Annotated in this window: 20 protein-coding genes; 8 read left to right on the top strand and 12 right to left on the bottom strand. The window is 70.8% G+C overall.

The genetic code is table 11. From position 1 onward, the window contains the following. Position 1 precedes the first annotated feature (1 nt). Positions 2-1285: a hypothetical protein gene (locus tag QMG73_RS03925; protein WP_281892503.1), complete on the bottom strand. Its 1284-nt coding sequence runs from the start codon at positions 1283-1285 to the stop codon at positions 2-4. A gap of 45 nt (positions 1286-1330) precedes the next feature. Further along, complete coding sequence (locus QMG73_RS03920; RefSeq protein WP_281892502.1) at positions 1331-2251, bottom strand: proline dehydrogenase family protein; 921 nt, start codon at positions 2249-2251, stop codon at positions 1331-1333. A 131-nt stretch (positions 2252-2382) separates the two neighbouring features. Here QMG73_RS03920 and QMG73_RS03915 point away from each other — a divergent pair, with 131 nt between their 5' ends. After that, positions 2383-2922, top strand: a complete 540-nt coding sequence (locus QMG73_RS03915; RefSeq protein WP_281892500.1) for a CGNR zinc finger domain-containing protein — start codon at positions 2383-2385, stop codon at positions 2920-2922. 3 nt (positions 2923-2925) lie between these two features. Here the strand turns inward: QMG73_RS03915 and QMG73_RS03910 are convergent, their stop codons facing one another. Continuing rightward, positions 2926-3732 (bottom strand): sugar phosphate isomerase/epimerase family protein, encoded by an 807-nt coding sequence (locus QMG73_RS03910; protein ID WP_281892499.1) that lies wholly within the window; start codon positions 3730-3732, stop codon positions 2926-2928. Positions 3733-3778: 46 nt separating this feature from the next. Continuing rightward, complete coding sequence (locus tag QMG73_RS03905) at positions 3779-4723, bottom strand: Ppx/GppA phosphatase family protein (protein WP_281892498.1); 945 nt, start codon at positions 4721-4723, stop codon at positions 3779-3781. Positions 4724-4762: 39 nt separating this feature from the next. Between QMG73_RS03905 and QMG73_RS03900 the strand changes: the two genes are divergently transcribed. After that, positions 4763-5581, top strand: a complete 819-nt coding sequence (locus QMG73_RS03900; protein WP_281892497.1) for a hypothetical protein — start codon at positions 4763-4765, stop codon at positions 5579-5581. Here the strand turns inward: QMG73_RS03900 and QMG73_RS03895 are convergent. Together QMG73_RS03895 and QMG73_RS03890 are read right to left on the bottom strand one after the other, a co-directional pair. Continuing rightward, positions 5578-6261 (bottom strand): response regulator transcription factor, encoded by a 684-nt coding sequence (locus QMG73_RS03895; RefSeq protein WP_281892496.1) that lies wholly within the window; start codon positions 6259-6261, stop codon positions 5578-5580. The genes QMG73_RS03900 and QMG73_RS03895 overlap by 4 nt on opposite strands. A gap of 42 nt (positions 6262-6303) precedes the next feature. Continuing rightward, positions 6304-7599, bottom strand: a complete 1296-nt coding sequence (locus tag QMG73_RS03890; RefSeq protein ID WP_281892495.1) for a sensor histidine kinase — start codon at positions 7597-7599, stop codon at positions 6304-6306. 134 nt (positions 7600-7733) lie between these two features. On the opposite strand from QMG73_RS03890, the gene phoU reads away from it, so the two are divergent. After that, on the top strand, positions 7734-8381 hold the full coding sequence (gene phoU, locus QMG73_RS03885) for a phosphate signaling complex protein PhoU (RefSeq protein WP_281892494.1): 648 nt from the start codon (positions 7734-7736) through the stop codon (positions 8379-8381). Positions 8382-8388: 7 nt separating this feature from the next. Here the strand turns inward: phoU and QMG73_RS03880 are convergent, their stop codons facing one another. Further along, positions 8389-9138 (bottom strand): phosphoglyceromutase, encoded by a 750-nt coding sequence (locus QMG73_RS03880; protein WP_281892493.1) that lies wholly within the window; start codon positions 9136-9138, stop codon positions 8389-8391. 117 nt (positions 9139-9255) lie between these two features. On the opposite strand from QMG73_RS03880, the gene QMG73_RS03875 reads away from it, so the two are divergent. Then, positions 9256-10503: an MDR family MFS transporter gene (locus QMG73_RS03875; RefSeq protein WP_281892492.1), complete on the top strand. Its 1248-nt coding sequence runs from the start codon at positions 9256-9258 to the stop codon at positions 10501-10503. Positions 10504-10518: 15 nt separating this feature from the next. On the opposite strand, the gene QMG73_RS03870 is transcribed toward QMG73_RS03875, so the two are convergent. From QMG73_RS03870 to mshA, 3 genes are all read right to left on the bottom strand, one after another. After that, the gene (locus tag QMG73_RS03870) at positions 10519-11658 is read right to left on the bottom strand and encodes a CaiB/BaiF CoA transferase family protein (RefSeq protein WP_407676743.1); all 1140 of its coding nucleotides are present in this window, start codon (positions 11656-11658) and stop codon (positions 10519-10521) included. Between the two features lie 340 nt (positions 11659-11998). Beyond that, on the bottom strand, positions 11999-12532 hold the full coding sequence (locus tag QMG73_RS03865) for a type III secretion system chaperone family protein (protein ID WP_281892489.1): 534 nt from the start codon (positions 12530-12532) through the stop codon (positions 11999-12001). Then, positions 12529-13884: a D-inositol-3-phosphate glycosyltransferase gene (gene mshA / locus QMG73_RS03860; protein WP_281892488.1), complete on the bottom strand. Its 1356-nt coding sequence runs from the start codon at positions 13882-13884 to the stop codon at positions 12529-12531. The genes QMG73_RS03865 and mshA overlap by 4 nt, the downstream gene beginning before the upstream one ends. Positions 13885-14072: 188 nt before the next feature. Between mshA and QMG73_RS03855 the strand changes: the two genes are divergently transcribed. Both QMG73_RS03855 and QMG73_RS03850 read left to right on the top strand, forming a co-directional pair. Then, complete coding sequence (locus QMG73_RS03855) at positions 14073-14837, top strand: SDR family oxidoreductase (protein WP_281892487.1); 765 nt, start codon at positions 14073-14075, stop codon at positions 14835-14837. After that, positions 14837-15622, top strand: coding sequence for a class I SAM-dependent methyltransferase (locus QMG73_RS03850; protein ID WP_281892486.1), 786 nt, complete (start codon positions 14837-14839; stop codon positions 15620-15622). The genes QMG73_RS03855 and QMG73_RS03850 overlap by 1 nt, the downstream gene beginning before the upstream one ends. 3 nt (positions 15623-15625) lie before the next feature. Here the strand turns inward: QMG73_RS03850 and QMG73_RS46295 are convergent, their stop codons facing one another. Further along, the gene (locus tag QMG73_RS46295; RefSeq protein ID WP_407676742.1) at positions 15626-15742 is read right to left on the bottom strand and encodes an LPXTG cell wall anchor domain-containing protein; all 117 of its coding nucleotides are present in this window, start codon (positions 15740-15742) and stop codon (positions 15626-15628) included. A 61-nt stretch (positions 15743-15803) separates the two neighbouring features. Between QMG73_RS46295 and QMG73_RS46290 the strand changes: the two genes are divergently transcribed. Further along, positions 15804-15998 (top strand): hypothetical protein, encoded by a 195-nt coding sequence (locus tag QMG73_RS46290; RefSeq protein ID WP_407676741.1) that lies wholly within the window; start codon positions 15804-15806, stop codon positions 15996-15998. A 250-nt stretch (positions 15999-16248) separates the two neighbouring features. Continuing rightward, positions 16249-16689: a CAP domain-containing protein gene (locus QMG73_RS03840; RefSeq protein ID WP_281892484.1), complete on the top strand. Its 441-nt coding sequence runs from the start codon at positions 16249-16251 to the stop codon at positions 16687-16689. Positions 16690-16695: 6 nt separating this feature from the next. Here the strand turns inward: QMG73_RS03840 and QMG73_RS03835 are convergent, their stop codons facing one another. Continuing rightward, the gene (locus QMG73_RS03835; RefSeq protein ID WP_281892483.1) at positions 16696-17784 is read right to left on the bottom strand and encodes a UDP-N-acetylmuramate dehydrogenase; all 1089 of its coding nucleotides are present in this window, start codon (positions 17782-17784) and stop codon (positions 16696-16698) included. Positions 17785-17825 lie beyond the last annotated feature (41 nt).

Below are 17825 nucleotides of genomic sequence, written 5' to 3'. Positions count from 1 at the left end.
GCTACGAGCCGGCACTACGGATGTACGAAGCGCAGTCGTCGTGCAGCGCCTGCCACTGCTCGCCGAAGACGTCGGTGGACGCCTGCTCCAGCGAGTGCCGCTCGTGCACGACCGCCTTGAAGAACGCCAGCACGTCGGCCAGCCCGTACCGGTCGACGAGGTGCCGCACGGCGAGGTACCCGACCCCGTAGGCGGCGCTGACCTGCCAGTCGGCGGCGCCCTCGCCCGGCTCGGCGCTGGCGAGCTGACCGTCCCAGCCGCCAGCGACCAGCCTGCGCACGTCGGCCAGGCTCTCGTACCGGCTGACCGGCCGCCCGCCAGCCGCCGCGTGATCGGCGACGCCCTCGACGAGCCACCAGTTGGCACCGGTGCGGTACCCCTCGTCGGGCAGCGAGGAGGCGTGCGTCATCTCGTGCCGCAGCAGGTCGTCGAGGACCGTGCTGTGCAGGTCACGGGCGCCCAGCACCACGTCGAAGTGGCCGCTTCCCACCGGTACCGCGTAGCCGGCCGTCCAATCCGGACGCCCGCCGCCGTACCACCGCTTCCACTCCGCGTCGCCGGCGTAAAAGATCAGGTACCGGTCGGGCGGGGTGCCGTCGACCGCGTACCGGTCGGCCACCGCGGCCGCCTGTTCGGCCTCGTTGAGCAGCGTGCCGAGCCGGGGTTTCTGGGCGGCCGTCGTGGCGACCACGGTGCGGCGGCCGGCCGCCACGAGCAGGTCACTCACCTCCCACGGTCGCGGACCGTCCTGTGCCGACGGTGAGGGCTCGACGGCGACCAGCCTGGGCACTCCCGCGGTCTCGACCCAGCGGGTCGGCACGGCCACCCGGGCCGCCCGGCAGCCGGGCAACGCGAAGCAGTGTCCGAATGAGACGGCCACCGTCCACTCGGCACCGGCGCGGGCCGGCAGGTCGGAGATCCGCGGCTGCCACACCGTCACTCGGAGGGCGCGCAGTGACCGGTACTGCCGGCGCAGCACGCTCACGGCCGGCGACTTCGCGGCGGCGGCCGCGAGGAATCCCCGCTCGTCGCCCCGGAGCAGCGCGGCGGCCTGCTGGTTGAGCACGTCGGTCATCCGCTCGCGCAACCAGAGCTGCGTGACCGACTCGGCGTCACCCGCCAGCGGGCTGCTGACCGGGCGCGGGCTGGTGCTGGCCTCGGCGCCCGGACCTCGATCCAGAAAGGCCACCGCCACCACGACCGGCACCGAACACACGACCAGCGCCCCGGCGAGTCCGAGACCCAGCCACAGCAACCATCGACGCGTGTCCTCCCCCTGAGTCACAATCGCGCAGATTACGCATAATCGGCGCGGGGCTGGATCGGCCGTTCAGCCCTTAGAACGCAGGGCTCGTGCGAAGAAGGCCACATTGGCCGGACGTTCGGCCAGGCGGCGCATCAGATATGCGTACCACTGGTCGCCGAACGGCGTGTAGACGCGCACCGTGTATCCCTCGGCGGCGAGCCGGGCCTGCTCCTCGGGGCGCACGCCGTACAGGAGCTGGAACTCGAACTCGTCCGGTGACCGGTCGAACCAGCGCGCGCGGTCCTCACCGATCGCGATCAGCCGCGGGTCGTGGGTGGCCATCATCGGGTACCCGTCGCCGGACATGAGGATGTTGAGGCACCGCACGAACGACTTGTCGACGTCCAGGTTGGACTGGAACGCGACCGACTCGGGCTCCTTGTAGGCGCCCTTGCACAGCCGTACCCGCGACCCGGCCGTCGCCAGCTCCCGGCAGTCCGCCTCGGTGCGCCGCAGGTACGCCTGGAGCACCGCGCCGGTCGTCGGGAAGTCGGCCCGCAGCTTGGTCAGGATGTCCAGCGTGGAGTCTGTGGTCGTGTGATCCTCGGCGTCGAGGGTCACGGTGGTGCCCGCTTCGGTCGCGGCGGTGCAGATCGCCCGCGCGTGCTCGTAGGCGAGCTTCTCGTCGAACCGCTGCCCCAGCGCGGACAGCTTGACGCTCACCTCGGCGGCGGGCGTCAGCTCGCCGGCCCGCAGCGCCGACAGCAATCGCAGGTACTCGTCGCGGGTCGCGGCGGCCTGCTCGGGTGTCTCGGTGTCTTCTCCGAGGTAGTCCAGCGACACGGCCAACCCGTTGGTGACCAGCTCGCTCGTGACCAGCAGCGCGTCGTCGACCGTGCTGCCGGCGACGAACCGCCGCACCACGTCGCGAGTCAGCGGAGCCGTCTCGACAAGCCGTTCGATCCGGGACGACCGGGACGCGGCGAGGATGACCGATCGCAGCATGAGGCGAGCGTAACGCCCGCACTGTCAGAAGGCCGGCTGGAGACCATCCAAGCAGCGCCAAGTGTTTCGCCCCATTTATCCCTCGACGGCGGGACGCGCCATGCGGGGCGCCAGTCGTCTACGGTTGTCACGTGAACTTCGACGCCTACGCCAGGACCGCAGTTGACCTTGTCAACGCGTCACTGGACGAGCTCGACGGATTGAGGAGCCTTTTCGGCGAGGAGAACTCCTGGATGCGTGACGAGGTCGTCGAGCGGGATCTGGCCATCTTCCGCAGGGCGCAGAAGCGCCTGCGAGACGTCTTCGAGTTCGGCACCACCGGCCGCGACATCCAAGCGGTCGCCGAGCTCAACGCGCTGCTGGAGAACTTCCCCGTCCAGCCGCGGATCTCCGGCCACGACGCGAACGACTGGCACATGCACGTGACCAGCCGCGGCGCCTCGGTCAGCGCCGAATACATCGCGGGTGCGGTCTGGGGCCTGTCCGTCTGGCTCTGCGAATTCGGCAGCGCCCGGTTCGGGGTGTGCGCAGACGAGCGCTGCGGCAACGTCTACCTCGACACCTCGTCGAATTGCTGCCGGCGGTTCTGCTCGGAGCGCTGCGCCACGCGTTCCCACGTGGCGGCACACCGCGCTAGAAAGAAAGAAAAGCTGCTCGCCTCAGTAATGTGAAAATCAGTGGGTTGACAGGCTGGGCGCCGCCAAGTGGTGGCGCGCGAAGCGCAGCGACTCGCGCAGGTCGGCCTCGCGCACTGCCCGGCTGCTCGCCTTGCGGGTCGCCACCTCGACGGCCACCGAGCCGGTGAAGCCGCGCCCGGCCAGGGACGCCAACAGCTCGCCACAGGGCTGGGTGCCCCGGCCGGGCACCAGGTGCTCGTCGCGCCCTTCGCCGGTGCCGTCGCCGAGGTGCACGTGCGCGAGCCGTGAACCCATGGTGTCGGCCATGGCCAGCGCGTCGCTGCGAGACGCCGCGCAGTGCGACAGGTCAAGCGTGTACGCGTCGTATCCGGTGTCGGTCGGGTCCCAGCCCGGCATGTATGGCACGAACTGGCGGCCGGCCATCCGCACCGGGTACATGTTCTCCACCGCGAACCGCACGTCGGGGTGCTTGGCGGCGAGCCGCGCCAGCCCGGTCGGGAAGGTCCGGGCGTAGTCGCGCTGCCACGTGAACGGCGGGTGCACCACCACGGTCGGGGCGCCGAGCGTCTCGGCCAGTACGGCGGCGCGCCGCAGCCGCTCCCACGGGTCGGAGCTCCAGACCCGCTGGGTCACGAGCAGGCAGGGCGCGTGGATGGAGAGCACGGGGACGCCGTAGTGGGACGCCAGCCCACGCAGGGCGCCGGCGTCCTGGCTGACCGCGTCGGTCCACACCATGACTTCGACGCCGTCGTAACCGAGGGTTGCGGCCATCTCGAAAGCCGCCGCGGTGGGCTCGGGGAAGACCGAGGAGCTGGACAGCAGTACTGGGACGCGCGAACTCACGTCCTCAGCGTATCGCACGGCGCCGAGTCGTCCCTTTTATCCCCGATCATGCTGGTTCTAGTTGGTCCAGGCGGCGCAGGATCACACCCTCCCGGAGCGCCCACGGGCAGACGTCGACCGCGTCGATGTCGAGCCGCCGCATGGTCGCCTCGGCCACCACCGCGCCGGCGAGCAGTTGGTGTGCGCGGCTCGCGCTGACACCTTCCAGGCTCTGCAGCTCGCTCGGGGAGATGTGCCGGATGAAGCCAAGCACCTGCCGCAACCCGTCGCGGTGCAATCGGCGGGGAGCCCACAGGCCGGCCGCCGAGGGCGCCGCACCCGTCAGCCGGGCCAGCGTCCGGAACGTCTTCGACGTGGCCACCGGCCGGTCCCAGCCGAACTCGGACAGCTTCGCCACCGCCGGGTCGAGCGACTCCTCGACGTACTCGCGCAGTTCCTCCACGTGGTGCGCGGGTGGCGGCGCCGACATGTTGCCGTCCAAGCGCAGCCGCTCGCGGGTCAGCCGGCCGGCGCCGAGGGGCAGCGACATCGCGAGAGCCGGGTCCTCGTCGATGCCGGCCGCGAGTTCGAGCGAGCCGCCACCGATGTCCATCACCAGCAGGCGCCCGGCCGACCAGCCGAACCAGCGGCGTACCGCGAGGAACGTCATCCGCGCCTCGTCCGCACCGGAGAGCACCTGCAGGCGTACCCCGGTCTCGTTGCGGACGCGCGCCAGCACCGCCGCGGAGTTGGTGGCGTCGCGGACCGCGGAGGTGGCGAAGGCCAGCAGATCGTCGGTGACGAGCCGGGCCGCGGACGCCATCGCGTCGGCCGCCGTCTTGACGAGCGCGTCGGCGCCGGCCTTGGTGAGCGCGCCGTCCTTGCCGATCTGCTCGGCCAGGCGCAGCACCGCCTTCTCCGAATGGGCGGGCCACGGATGGGCGCCATGGTGAGCGTCCACGACCAGGAGGTGCACAGTGTTTGAACCAACGTCGAGAACACCCAGCCTCATACGCAAACCATATGCGCACCACGCGCGTAAGCTGGCCGGGTGGCAAGCCTGCATGTCCTCGTCGACGACCCGGGGGACCCCCGCAGCCGGGAGGTCGTTCTCGATTTTCCCCGGGAGTGGATCGAGTTTCCCGATCCCGACGACCCGAAGCACGTCATCCGCGCCGACCTGACGTGGCTGCTGTCCCGGTGGACGTGCGTGTTCGGCAAGGGGTGTCACGGCATCATCGCCGGCCGCGCGGCCGACGGATGCTGCTCGCACGGCGCGTTCTTCACCGATGACGACGACGAGCAGCGCGTCAAGGCGGCCGTCAAGCGGCTGACGCCGGCCACGTGGCAGCACTACCGGCGCGGGTTCAAGAACTACACCGAGGTCGACTCCATCGACGGTAAGAACCCGGCCCGCCGCACGGCAACCCAGTCGGAAGAGGGGCCGTGCGTCTTCCTCAACGACGCGGACTTCCCCGGTGGCGGCGGCTGCGCGCTGCACGGGCAGGCGCTGCGCGACGGGGTCCATCCGCTGGAGTACAAGCCAGACGTGTGCTGGCAGCTGCCGGTACGCCGCGACCAGGAGTGGACCAAGCGGCCCGACGGCACCAAGGTGCTGGTGACCACGCTGGCCGAGTTCGATCGGCGCGGCTGGGGCTCCGGCGGTCACGACCTCGACTGGTGGTGCACGTCCTCCCCCGAGGCGCACGTGGGCACCGAGCCGATGTACCTGTCGTACGAGCCGGAGCTGATCGCGTTGGTCGGCAAGAAGGCATACGCCAAGCTGGCCGAGCTGTGCGCCGCCCGCATCGAGAAGGGCCTGGTGGCCGAGCACCCGGCCACCACCGAGGCGGCGGCGCAGGAGGTCTAGGGCTCGAACTTGTAGCCCAGTCCGCGCACGGTCACGATGTACCGCGGCGTGCTGGGTTCCGGCTCGACCTTCGACCGCAGCCGCTTGACGTGCACGTCGAGCGTCTTGGTATCGCCCACGTAGTCGGCGCCCCAGACCCGGTCGATGAGCTGCCCCCGGGTGAGCACCCGGCCGGCGTTGCGCAGCAGCAACTCCAGCAGCTCGAACTCCTTGAGGGGCAACTGCACGGCGGACCCGCTGACGGTGACGACGTGCCGTTCGACGTCCATGCGTACCGGCCCGGCGGCCAGCGTCGGCGCCGACAGCTCGACCGCCTCGGTGCCCTGCCGGCGCAGCACCGCCCTTATCCGGGCGACGAGCTCGCGCGGCGAGTACGGCTTGGTCACGTAGTCGTCGGCGCCGATCTCCAGGCCGACGACCTTGTCGATCTCGCTGTCGCGGGCGGTCACCATGATGATCGGCACGTGCGAGCGCTGCCTCAAGTGGCGGCACACCTCGGTGCCCGACATCTCCGGCAACATGAGGTCGAGCAGGACGATGTCCGCACCGGTCCGGTCGAACTCGGTCAGGGCGGAGGTGCCGGTCGCGGCGACCGATACCTCGAACCCCTCCTTGCGGAGCATGTAGGACAGTGCGTCGGAGAACGATTCCTCGTCTTCGACCACGAGCACGCGGGCCAACTGAGTTTCCTTCCTTTTCTTGCCGGTCCAGTCCAGAAACCGTCAGGTCCGCCGAAGCGGGACCGGACCGGCCTCGATCTCAACCGACTCTGGTAGCGGCAGCACGGCGTCTGGCGGACGGGCCGGCAGCCGAAGGGTGAACGTCGACCCACCGCCCAGCTTGCTCGCGACGCCCACCCGGCCACCGTGGTTGGTCGCGATGTGCTTGACGATCGCCAGCCCGAGCCCGGTGCCGCCGGTCGCCCGCGAACGCGCCTGGTCGGCGCGGTAGAAGCGTTCGAAGATCCGGTCCAGGTCGCTCGGCCCGATGCCGATGCCCTGGTCGGTGACCGCGATCTCGACCCAGTCGTCGTCGGCGCTCATCGCGACGCTGACCTTTGTCTCCTCGGCGGAGTACGCGATCGCGTTCTCCACCAGGTTGGCCACGGCGGTCGCGATCTGGCTGTCGCTGCCGTACACGGTCAACCCGCGCAGCCCGGTGACAGCCACCTCGATCCTTCGGGCGGATGCCGCCGTGCGGGTACGGTCGACGACCTCGGCCAGCAGCCAGTCGACCGATACCGGGTGGGGCGCGGGCAGCGGCTCGGCGCCCTGGAGCCGGGTCAGCTCCAGCAACTCGTTGACGAGCCGCCCGAGCCGGGTCGACTCGGTCTGGATGCGCTCGGCGAAGCGCCGCGCCGCCGCGACGTCTTCGGAGGGGTCGGTGGCCACCGCGTGCGGGTCGGTGGCGTCGAGCAGCGCCTCGGCGAGCAGCTGGAGCGCGCCGATCGGCGTCTTCAGCTCGTGGCTGACGTTGGCCACGAAGTCACGCCGCACCCGGTCGACCCGATGGGACTCGGTCACGTCGGCGGCCTCGACCGAGACGTAGCTGCCGCCCAGCGCCACCGCGCGCAGGTGTATGCCCAGCGGGGACTGCGGACCACCCTCCCGCCCGCGCGGCAGGTCGAGCTCGACCTCACGCCGGACCCCGGTGCGCCGGACCTGGCCCGCCAGCGTGCGGATCAGCGGATGGGCCGCGATGGTGCCCGGCTCGGCGCCCGCCCGCAGCAGGCCCATCGCCCGTGCCGCCGGGTTCACCAGCACCGGTACGTCATCCGGGTCCAGCACTACGACCCCGACGCGTAGCGCGTCGAGACTCTTGCGGCCCAACCCCGAGAGTGAGCCGTGCTGCTCTTTGCCGATCGCCGGCCTCCCGTTGTCGAGGGCACTCCCTCGCGGGCGCCCCTTGCTCGCCGCTCGGGGCCAGCGGCCACGTACGGCGATCACTCCGACGGTAGCGCCGGCCAGCAGGCCAAGCGCTAATCCGCCGGCCACGCCGACACTGACCGCCAAATCCACGACGCGATCGTAGGGTCATTGTTAACCTGTACGATTCGCACAATAGGACAAATCGCACCCAGTTCGAGGAAAGTTCACCATCCGGCTGAGCGTCGTTCACTCGGGCGCACGGCATCGCCATAGCATCAAGGGTGATGCGTGAGGAACTGCGATCCGACCTGCTCGAAGTGGGCCGCCTGCTGGTGTCGATGGCGGAGGCCGCGCGCACCGCTATGAGCCGCGCCACCAGCGGCCTGCTGACCGCCGACCGCGAGGCGTGCGAGACGGTCATCGCGCGCGATGCGGAGATAAACGACCTGCGTAACCAGGTCGAGGAGCGGGTCTACGACACCCTGGCGCGGCAGTCGCCGGTGGCGGTCGACCTGCGGCTGCTGGTCACCGGCCTGCAGATCGCGATCGACCTGGAGCGCATGGGTGATCTCGCCGAGCACGTGGCGAAGACCGCGCTGCGCCGGCATCCGTCTCCGGCGGTGCCGGCCGAGCTGCGTCCGGTGTTCATCCGCATGGCGGAGGTCGCCGACCGGATCGCCGGAAAGATCAACCTCGTGCTCACCACGCAAAACCTTCAGCTCGCCGCCCAGCTCGAAGGCGACGACGACGCCATGGACGACCTGGAGCGGGAGCTCTTCCGCATCCTGCTCGGCAAAGACTGGCCGTACGGCGCGGAGACGGCGATCGACGGGGCGCTGCTGGGCCGCTTCTACGAGCGATACGCCGACCACGCGGTAAACGCCGGCCAGCAGGTGGTCTACCTGGTGACCGGCGAATCCACACCGTCGTGATCGACGCTTAGCGGCCCTGGTTCGCGACCGCGGCGGCCGCCTCGGCGGCGGCATCCGGGTCCAGGTACGTCCCGCCCGCCTTCACCGGGCGAAGCTCGGCGTCCAGGTCGTACCGCAGCGGGATGCCCGTCGGGATGTTGAGCGCCGCGATCGCCTCGTCGGAGATGCCGTCGAGGTGCTTGACCAGGGCGCGCAGCGAGTTGCCGTGCGCCGCCACCAGCGTGGTGCGGCCGGCGAGCAGGTCGGGCACGATCGCGTCGTACCAGTACGGCAGCATCCGCGCCACGACGTCCTTGAGGCACTCGGTGCGCGGCATCAGCTCCGGCGGCAGCGTCGCGTACCGGGGGTCTCCCACCTGCGACCACTCGTCGTCGTCGGCGATCGGGGGCGGCGGGGTGTCGTACGACCGGCGCCACAGCATGAACTGCTCCTCACCGTACGTCTCCAGGGTCTGCTTCTTGTTCTTGCCCTGGAGAGCGCCGTAGTGCCGCTCGTTGAGCCGCCACGACCGGCGCACTCCGATCCAGTGCCGGTCGGCCGCGTGCAGCGCCAGCTCGCCGGTGCGGATCGCGCGCCGCATCACGCTCGTGTGCATGACATCGGGCAGCAGGTCGTGCTCGCGCAGCAGCTCGCCGCCGCGCCGGGCCTCGGCCTCGCCCTTGGCGGTCAGGTCCACGTCGACCCAGCCGGTGAAGAGGTTCTTCGCGTTCCACTCGCTCTCGCCGTGCCGTAGCAGCACCAACGTCCCCACACTCATGGCCGCAATCCTGCCACCGTGACGACCACCACGTGGAAATCGGTATGCCCCACATGACCCGTCCCACTAGGTTGGTAAGGGTTGTTTTGTGCACTGGTCATTACACGGGGGATAGGGATGCGGAGCTGGTTCCGGGATACGACCGGTGGTCTACCCGCCACCTTCTGGTACCTGTGGACCGGCACCCTGATCAACCGCCTCGGCTCGTTCGTGCTGATCTTCATGGCCATCTACCTGACCACCGAGCGCGGCTTCTCGGAGACCCAGGCGGGCTTGGTCATCGGCCTCTTCGGGGTGGGCAGCGCGGCGGGCGTGACCGTCGGCGGCGTGCTCGCCGACCGCTGGGGGCGCCGGCCGACCCTGATCACCGCGCACATCGGCACGGCCGCCCTGCTGCTCACCATCGGCTTCGCGCGCGACCGGTGGGCGATCATGGCCACCGCGGTGGCGCTGGGCTTCTTCATGGACGCGGTCCGCCCGCCATTCCAGGCGATGATGGTCGACGTCGTGCCCGAGCGCGACCGGCTGCGCGCGTTCACGCTCAACTACTGGGCGATCAACCTGGGCTTCTCGTTTGCCGCCGTGCTCGCCGGTCTCGCCGCCCGGGCCGACTTCCTGCTGCTCTTCGTCGTCGACGCGGCCACCACGCTGATCACCGCCGCGATCATCTTCCTGCGGGTGCGTGACGTGCGGCGTCCGCAGGGCTTCGCGAGGCGACGGGACGCCGCCGCACCGGCCGCCGGCCTGCGCGCGGTCTTCTCCGACAAGGTCTTTCTGGTCTTCGTACTGCTCAACGTGCTCGGCGCGATGGTGTTCCTCCAGCACATCTCGATGCTGCCGATCGCGATGGGCAAGGACGGGCTGGCTCCCTCCACGTACGGCACCGTGATCGCGCTCAACGGCGTGCTGATCGTCTTCGGGCAGCTCTTCATCCCGCGCCTGCTCAAGGGGCGCAGCCGTTCCCACACGCTCGCGCTGGCTTCGGTGATCATGGGGCTGGGCTTCGGGCTCACGGCGGTCGCCGGCACCGCGATCCTGTACGCGGTGACCGTGCTGATCTGGACGCTCGGCGAGATGCTGAACTCGCCCTCCAACGCGACGCTCATCGGCGAGCTCTCCCCCGCCGACATCCGCGGGCGTTACCAGGGTGTCTTCTCGCTCTCCTGGTCCGTGGCGGGCTTCCTGGCCCCGGTCCTGGGCGGCTTCGTCATGCAGCACGCCGGAAACGCCGCGTTGTGGCTGGGCTGCGCCGCGGTCGCCGCGGTGGTCGGGCTGGGCCACCTGCTCTCCGGGCCGGCACGGGAACGCCGCGCGGAGGCCCTCCGCGAGCCCACCGCCACGCCCGAACCGGCCCTCGCGGCGTAGCTCAGCCCACCAGCGTCAGCCCACCACCGCGTCAGCCAGGAGGGCGTCGGCGTCCTCGATCCCGTACTCAGCCAGGAGTTCGCGGGTGTGCTCGCCCGGGTACGGCGGCGGGAGCGTGGGCGTGGGTGCCGGGGTATCGGTGAAACGCGGTGCCGGAGCGGGCTGCGTGACGCCGTCCACCTCGACGAAGACTCCCCGAGCCTGGTTGTGCGGGTCGGTGGGCGCCTCGGCCAGCGTCAGCACCGGCGCCACGCAGGCGTCGGAGCCCTCGAAGACCTCGATCCACTCGTCGCGGGTACGGGTCGCGACGCGCGCGCCGATCAGAGCCCGCAGTCGCGGCCAGGAAGCGACGTCGAGCTGGGCCGGCGCGGTGTGCGGATCGAGCCCGAGCAGCTCGGCGAACTCCGCGTAGAACCGGCGTTCCAGCGGTCCCACGGCGAGGAATGTGCCGTCGGCGGTCTCGTAGACGCCGTAGAAGGGCGCCCCGCCGTCGAGCAGGTTGGCGGCGCGCCGGTCCTGCCAGGCTCCACTGTGGAGCATGCCGAACAGCTGGGTCGCCAGGAGCGCGGCGCCGTCGACGATGGCCGCGTCGACCACCTGGCCGGTACCGGTGCGCTCGGCGTGCCACAGCGCCGCCAGTACCCCGGCCGCCAGCAGCATCCCACCGCCGCCGTAGTCGCCCAGCAGGTTGATCGGTGGTACCGGGGCGTCGGCGGGGCCGATCGCGTGCAGGATGCCGGTGCGGGCCAGGTAGGTCAGGTCGTGGCCGGCAGTCGGTGCGAGCGGGCCGTCCTGTCCCCACCCGGTCATGCGGCCGTACACGAGCTTGGGGTTGACCGCGTGCACGTCGGCGGGACCGATGCCGAGGCGTTCGGCGACACCGGGCCGGAAGCCTTCGATGAGCACGTCGGCGCGCGCGGCAAGGGTGCGTACGAGTGTGGTGCCGCGCGGCTGCTTGAGGTCGACGCCGATGGAGCGCTTGCCCCGGCCCAGCAGGTCGTGCCGCGCCGAAATGGGCAGTGGCAGCGTGGACGTGCCGATCCGGTCGACGCGTACGACGGTGGCGCCCAGGTCGGCGAGCACCATCCCCGTGAAGGGGGCAGGGCCGATTCCGGCGATCTCGACAACCGTAAGCCCGTTGAGAGGTCCGCTCATGCTCATTATGAAAGCGGCCCGGCGGCCTCATTGCGAATACTGCGCGACACTCACCCCCGCCGGGCTTACGGCCCGGCGGCCTCATTGCGAATACTGCGCGACACTCACCCCCGCCGGGCTTACGGCCCGGCGGCGGCGGGCGACACTCACCCCCGTAAGCGTCGCCCGCACTCGCCGCCGGTCTTCAGGTGGCCGTGCCGTCCCCCAACGGCTCAGCTGCCACCCATCCCCCGGCACCCGCTCGGTACACGGTCCGAATCGGACCGGTGTTCCCCCGAACCAACCAAGCGCGGCGCGTGCTGATCACGTTACGACTCAAGGGCTTCGGCGCACAAGCTGGTTAGGATGTCTCGCCCATCACATCACCTGCGCGTTTACCAGATGGCAACGTCGGGTTCAGGTGCGCGAAGGCTTGAAGATTCGCCACGGACTCTCCGCGCTTGATCCGCCACTCCCATTCGCGGCGGATCGCCGTGCCGAAGCCAATCTCCAGCATCGTGTCGAACGATTCGTCGGCGTAGGTCAGCACCGAACCCAGCAACCGGTCGAGCTCGTCCTCGTCGACTCCGCGGAGCCCCACGCGCCCGGTCAGGTAGACGTCGCCGACCTTGTCGATGGAGAACGCGACACCATACATGCGCGCGTTGCGCTGCAGCAGCCATGCCCACAGCTCTTCGCGCCGCTCGTCGGGCTGGCGCATCACGAACGCCTCGACGCGCAGGGCGTGCTCGCCCACGATGAGGTTGCAGACGGTCTTCAGCTTGTGGGTGCCGGGCAGGGTCACCGCGTACGACAGCTCGCCGGTGGGCTCGCAGGGCAGTTCGCGCTCCGCGCACACCCGCTCGATGAGCGCCCCGAGCTCGGCACGGTTCACAGGCAGTCCACCAGTGCCAGCTCGGCCGCGATCCGCTCACGGTGCTCGGTCATCACGTCACGGTAGACGGCGAGCAGGCCGGACGCGGTGCGCTCCCAGGAGAACCGGTGCGCGTGTCCGACCGCGCCGCGCGCCAGCGCCTCCCGCCGTGCGGGCGCGTGCAGAAGCGCTCCCAGCACCTGCGCCCAGTCGTCTGGCGCGTGCCCGTCGACAAGTACACCGCTCACGCCGTCGCGGACCGCGGTGACGAGCCCGCCGACGGCGGCGGCGACCACCGGCGTGCCGCACGCCTGTGCCTCCAGGGCGACGAGGCCGAACGACTCGTTGTAGGACGGCACCGCGACGAGGTCGGCGGCCCGGTACAGGTCGGGCAGCGCGTCGCCGGTGAGTGGCGGCAGGAACCGCACCGCGTCGGTGACGCCGAGCGACGCGGCCAGCTCGATCAGGGCGGTTGGCCGCTCGAGCCCGCTGCCGCTGGGCCCGCCGCAGACGACGACCGTCACCTGGCTGGCCAGAGCCGGGTCGCGCTCGCGGAGGGCGGCGACGGCGCGCAGCAGTACATCTGGGGCTTTGAGCGGCTGGATGCGCCCGACGAACGCCACGATGTTTCCCTGCTCGGGCAGGCCCAGGTGGCGGCGGGCCGCGAGCCGCGCCGCGGTCTCGCGCCCGGCGGCCGCGGGCCGGAAGCGCTCCAGGTCGACGCCGGGCTCGACCACCGCGACCCGCTGAGGGTCGGCCTCGTACCGGTCGATCAGCTCCCGCGCCTCGACCTGGGTGTTGGCGACCAGGCGGTCGGCGACGCCGATGACCTGCTCCTCGCCGACGACCCGGCCCAGGGGTTCCGGGCGGTCTCCGGTGGCGAGCTGGCAGTTCTTGACCTTGGCGAGGGTGTGGGCGGTGTGCACGAGCGGCACGCCCCAGCGGTCCTTCGCGAGCAGTCCCACCTGGCCGGAGAGCCAGTAGTGAGAGTGGATCATGTCGTAGTACCCGGGCGCGTGCGCCGCTTCGGCGCGCAGGACGCCGGTCGTGAAGCCGCACATCTGGCCCGGGAGGTCTTCCTTGGCCAGCCCCTCGAAGGGGCCCGATGTGATGTGCCGCACGAGCACACCGGGCGCCATCTCGACCCGGGACGGCAGCCCGCTCGACGTGGCGCGGGTGAAGATCTCGACCTCGACGCCAGCGTCGGCGAGGCGGCGGGCGACCTCGACGATGTAGACGTTCATGCCGCCGGCGTCGCCGGTGCCCGGCTGGTCCAGCGGCGAGGTGTGCACCGAGAGGGTGGCTATACGACGCGGCGTGGGCCACAGCTGTGGCCGTCGCTGCCGGACCACGCCTGAATGCGTGTGTGCCACGCCTTTGCTCCTTCCGCCACGGTGAGTGACCGCCCGGCTGCACTCGGGCAACCTCAGACATCAACCCCCGTGCCGTGCCCCATCTTCCCGTTCTGGTCCGATACCCGCATACTCCGAGGTCCAGTACGTGGGGGCGGTCACATGTGGGGCTGCGAAGGAACATGTGGGGTTACGGAAGAATCGGTGTCATGAGACCCATAGCGATCGTGACCGGGGCGTCCAGCGGCATAGGCGCAGCCACCGCACGCCGGCTGGCGACCGAGGGATTCCACGTCGTCGCCGCGGCGCGGCGGGTCGAACGCCTGGACGAGCTCGTCAAGGGCATCACGGAGGCCGGCGGGGTCGCCACAGCGGTGCCGTGCGACGTGACGTCCGACGAGTCGGTGGCGGCGCTGGCCACCGCCGTGGCCGGGCTGGGCGATCCGGTCACCCTGCTGGTCAACAACGCGGGCGGCGCCCGTGGCCTGGACACGGTCGCGGCGGGGCGGATCGACGACTGGCAGTGGATGTACGACGTGAACGTGCTCGGCACGCTGCGGGTGACGCAGGCGCTGCTGCCCGCGCTGGAAGCGTCGGGCGCGGGCACCGTCGTCGTGCTCAGCTCCACCGCCGGTTTGATCGTGTACGAAGGCGGGGGCGGCTACGCGGCCGCGAAGCACGCGCAGACCGCGCTCGCCGAGACGCTCCGGCTGGAGCTGTGCGGGCACCCCGTCCGGGTGATCGAGATCGATCCGGGCATGGTGAAGACCGACGAGTTCGGGCTGACCCGCTTCGGGGGCGACGAGGCGCGGGCGGCGGCGGTGTACGACGGCGTCGCCGAGCCGCTTGTGGCCGACGACATCGCCGACTGCATCGCGTGGACCGCCACCCGGCCGCACCACGTCAACGTGGACCGGCTCGTGGTCCGGCCGCTCGCTCAGGCGGCGCAGCACAAGGTGCACCGGGTGAAGTAGTGCCGCGTCCGGTCGGGGCCATCACCCGCGGTACGACGAACCCCAACCGGCTGCGCCGGGTGGACAACTGGATCGCGGTCCACTGTGGCGAGCTGCTCCGGGACGCGCCGGACCCGCTGGTGGTCGACCTCGGGTACGGCGCGACGCCGGTGACCACAGTGGAGCTTCGCGCCCGGCTTGTCACCGCGGTCCGGCCGGACGTACGGGTCATCGGGCTGGAGATCGATCCGGACCGGGTGGCCGCCGCCGCACCGGCCGCCGATCCACCGGGGCTCGACTTCGTCCGGGGCGGGTTCGAGCTGGCCGGCCTGCGGCCTGTCGTGGTGCGGGCGTTCAACGTGCTCCGTCAGTACGACGAGCCGGCGGTCGGCCCCGCGTGGCGCGCCATGACCGAAGCGCTCGCGCCCGACGGGGTTCTCGTCGAAGGTACCTGTGACGAGCTGGGCCGCCTCGCGTCGTGGGTACTGCTCGACCGCGCCGGCCCGCGCTCGCTGACCCTGGCCGCGAGGCTATCCACACTGGACACCCCGGCCACGCTCGCGGAGCGGCTGCCGAAGGCGCTCATCCACCACAACGTGCCGGGCGAACCGGTACACGAGTTCGTCGAGGCGCTGTCCGGCGGCTGGCGGGACGCCGCTCCGTACGCCACGTTCGGCCCGCGCCAGCGCTGGCTGCGGGCGGTGTCGGCGGTACGCGAAGCGGGCTGGCCGGTGCTCGACCGGCCAGCCCGCTGGCGATTGGGTGAAGTGACGGTGGCGTGGCCGGCGGTCGCGCCGGCCACGTGACGCTTACGGCGTGATCTGGTTCCGGCGCCGGCGGGCCAGCAGCAGGATGCTCGCGCCGCAGAACAGCAGGGCCGCGCCGGCCCCCGCGGTCAGCGCGACGTCGCTGCCCGTCTTCGGCATCTCCGGCCCGGGCGTCCTGCTCGGGCTCGCCGAGGCGGTCACCGACGTGGTGGCCGAGGGCGTGACGGACGCCGTGGCCGACGGGCTCGTGGTGGGGCTGGTCGTGATGCTCACGCTCGGGCTCGGGCTCGACGTGGTGCTCACGCTCGGGCTCGGGCTCGACGTCGTGCTCACGCTCGGGCTGGGGCTCGGCGTCTTCGAGTGGCTGGGGCTCGGGCTCGTCGTGGAGCTCACGCTCGCCGACGGCGATCCGTAGCCGTACCCGTGGGACCGCTCTACCAGAGGTTCGGCGCCATGGCCGGCGAGCACGGCGGATGCCGACGCGACGACGGCCGTCGTGATTCCGGCGACCAGCAAACCTGCTATCGAAACGCGCCGAATGACGCTCGTATTAGTCGAGATCAACACACTCCGGACAACGAGGAAAAAAGGAAATGGCAACGGGGTTTACTGGCGAGTAATCGCGGTGATCCCGTACGAACACGCAGCTCATGGGGGTGACAGCAATGTTCGGATCAGCTGCCGCAGCGCTCATCGCCGGTCTGACGTTTGGATTCGCGGTACCGGCATCGGCCGAATCCGAGGTGGTGCGCCTGACGAACGACGCGCGCGCCAAGCACGGCTGCTCGGCCGTACGCCAGGAAAACCGGCTCATGACCTCCACCCGCCGCCACAGCGCCGACATGGCGCGAAACAACTTCTTCAGCCACACGGGCAGCGACGGAAGCGACTTCAGCACCCGCGCCAAGCGGTTGGGCTACGTCCACGCGATGAGCGAGAACATCGCGAAGGGCCACCCGAGCGCCCGTGCCGTCGTCGACGGCTGGCTCCGCAGCGAGCCACACCGCCGCGCGATCCTCGACTGCGGTGCCAAGGCGGTCGGTGTCGGTATGGCTCGCGCACGGGACGGCGCACTGCTCTGGACCCAGGACTTCGGCCGCGCCTGACCGTAGTCAGGGGGCGGGGAGCTCGCAGTTCACCAGCACCGGCTCGGGGTGCAGGGTCACGCCGAACCGGTCGTGCACGCCGTCACGGATCTCCGCCGCGAGCGCGAGCAGCGCCGATGTCGTGCCGCCGCCCCGGTGGGTCAGCGCCAGGGTGTGCTTGGACGAGATCGCCACGCCGTCCGGCCCCGGGCGCCCCTTCTGGAAGCCCGCCTTGTCGATCAGCCAGGCGGCGCTGACCTTGACCACGCCGTCCGGGCTCGGCCAGGAGGGCGGCTCGCCGATGTCGGCGGCCCGCTTCCGCAGCGCCTCGTATGCCGCCGGGTCCAGGATCGGGTTGGTGAAGAACGACCCTACCGACCGGGTATCCGGGTCAGCCGGATCGAGCACCATGCCCTTGCCGGCGCGCAGGGCCAGTACGGCGGCGCGCGCGTCGGCGAGCGGCACCCGGTCGCCGATCTCGACGCCGAGCGCCCGAGCCAGTTCGGCGTACCGCACCGGGCCGGACAGCGGCGACCTGACCAGGCGGAAGTCGACCGATACCACGAGCCAGCGGCTGCTGTGCTTGAAGACGCTCGCCCGGTACGCGAAGCCGCACTCGTCACTGGTCATCGTGCACAGCTCGCCCCGCACCCGGTCGTACGCCCGCACCGCCGTGATCGTCTCCGCGACCTCCTGGCCGTACGCGCCGACGTTCTGGATCGGGGTGGCGCCGGCGGAACCCGGGATGCCGGACAGGCACTCCAACCCCGACCACCCGGCGTCGACCGCCGCCGCCACGGCGTCGTCCCAGGGCTCGCCCGCCTCGACGGTCACGTCGACCGTGTCGCCGTCTTCGGCCCGTACCGCCACTCCGCGTGACCTGATCAGCACGACCGTGCCGGGGAAGCCCGCGTCGCCGACCACGACATTGCTGCCGCCGGCCAGGAAGAACACCGGTTCCTCGGCTTCTCGACCGATTTGCACTAGTTCATCCGCGTTACTCGCGGTGATCAAGTGACCGGCGGGGCCACCGAGGCCCAGTGTGGTGTAGCCGGACAGCGAACGGGGAACCGTTTGATCGGGAGCGGCTGACACTTTCGCCCTAACGTCTCGCACGCCACTCACCCTAGGCTGGAGGCAGACTGGGCAACCTGACG

Source organism: Phytohabitans aurantiacus (assembly GCF_027923225.1).
Classification (GTDB): Bacteria; Actinomycetota; Actinomycetes; order Mycobacteriales; family Micromonosporaceae; genus Phytohabitans; species Phytohabitans aurantiacus.
Note: the sequence above shows the minus strand (reverse complement) of the source record. Positions and strands in the feature narration are given on the sequence as shown.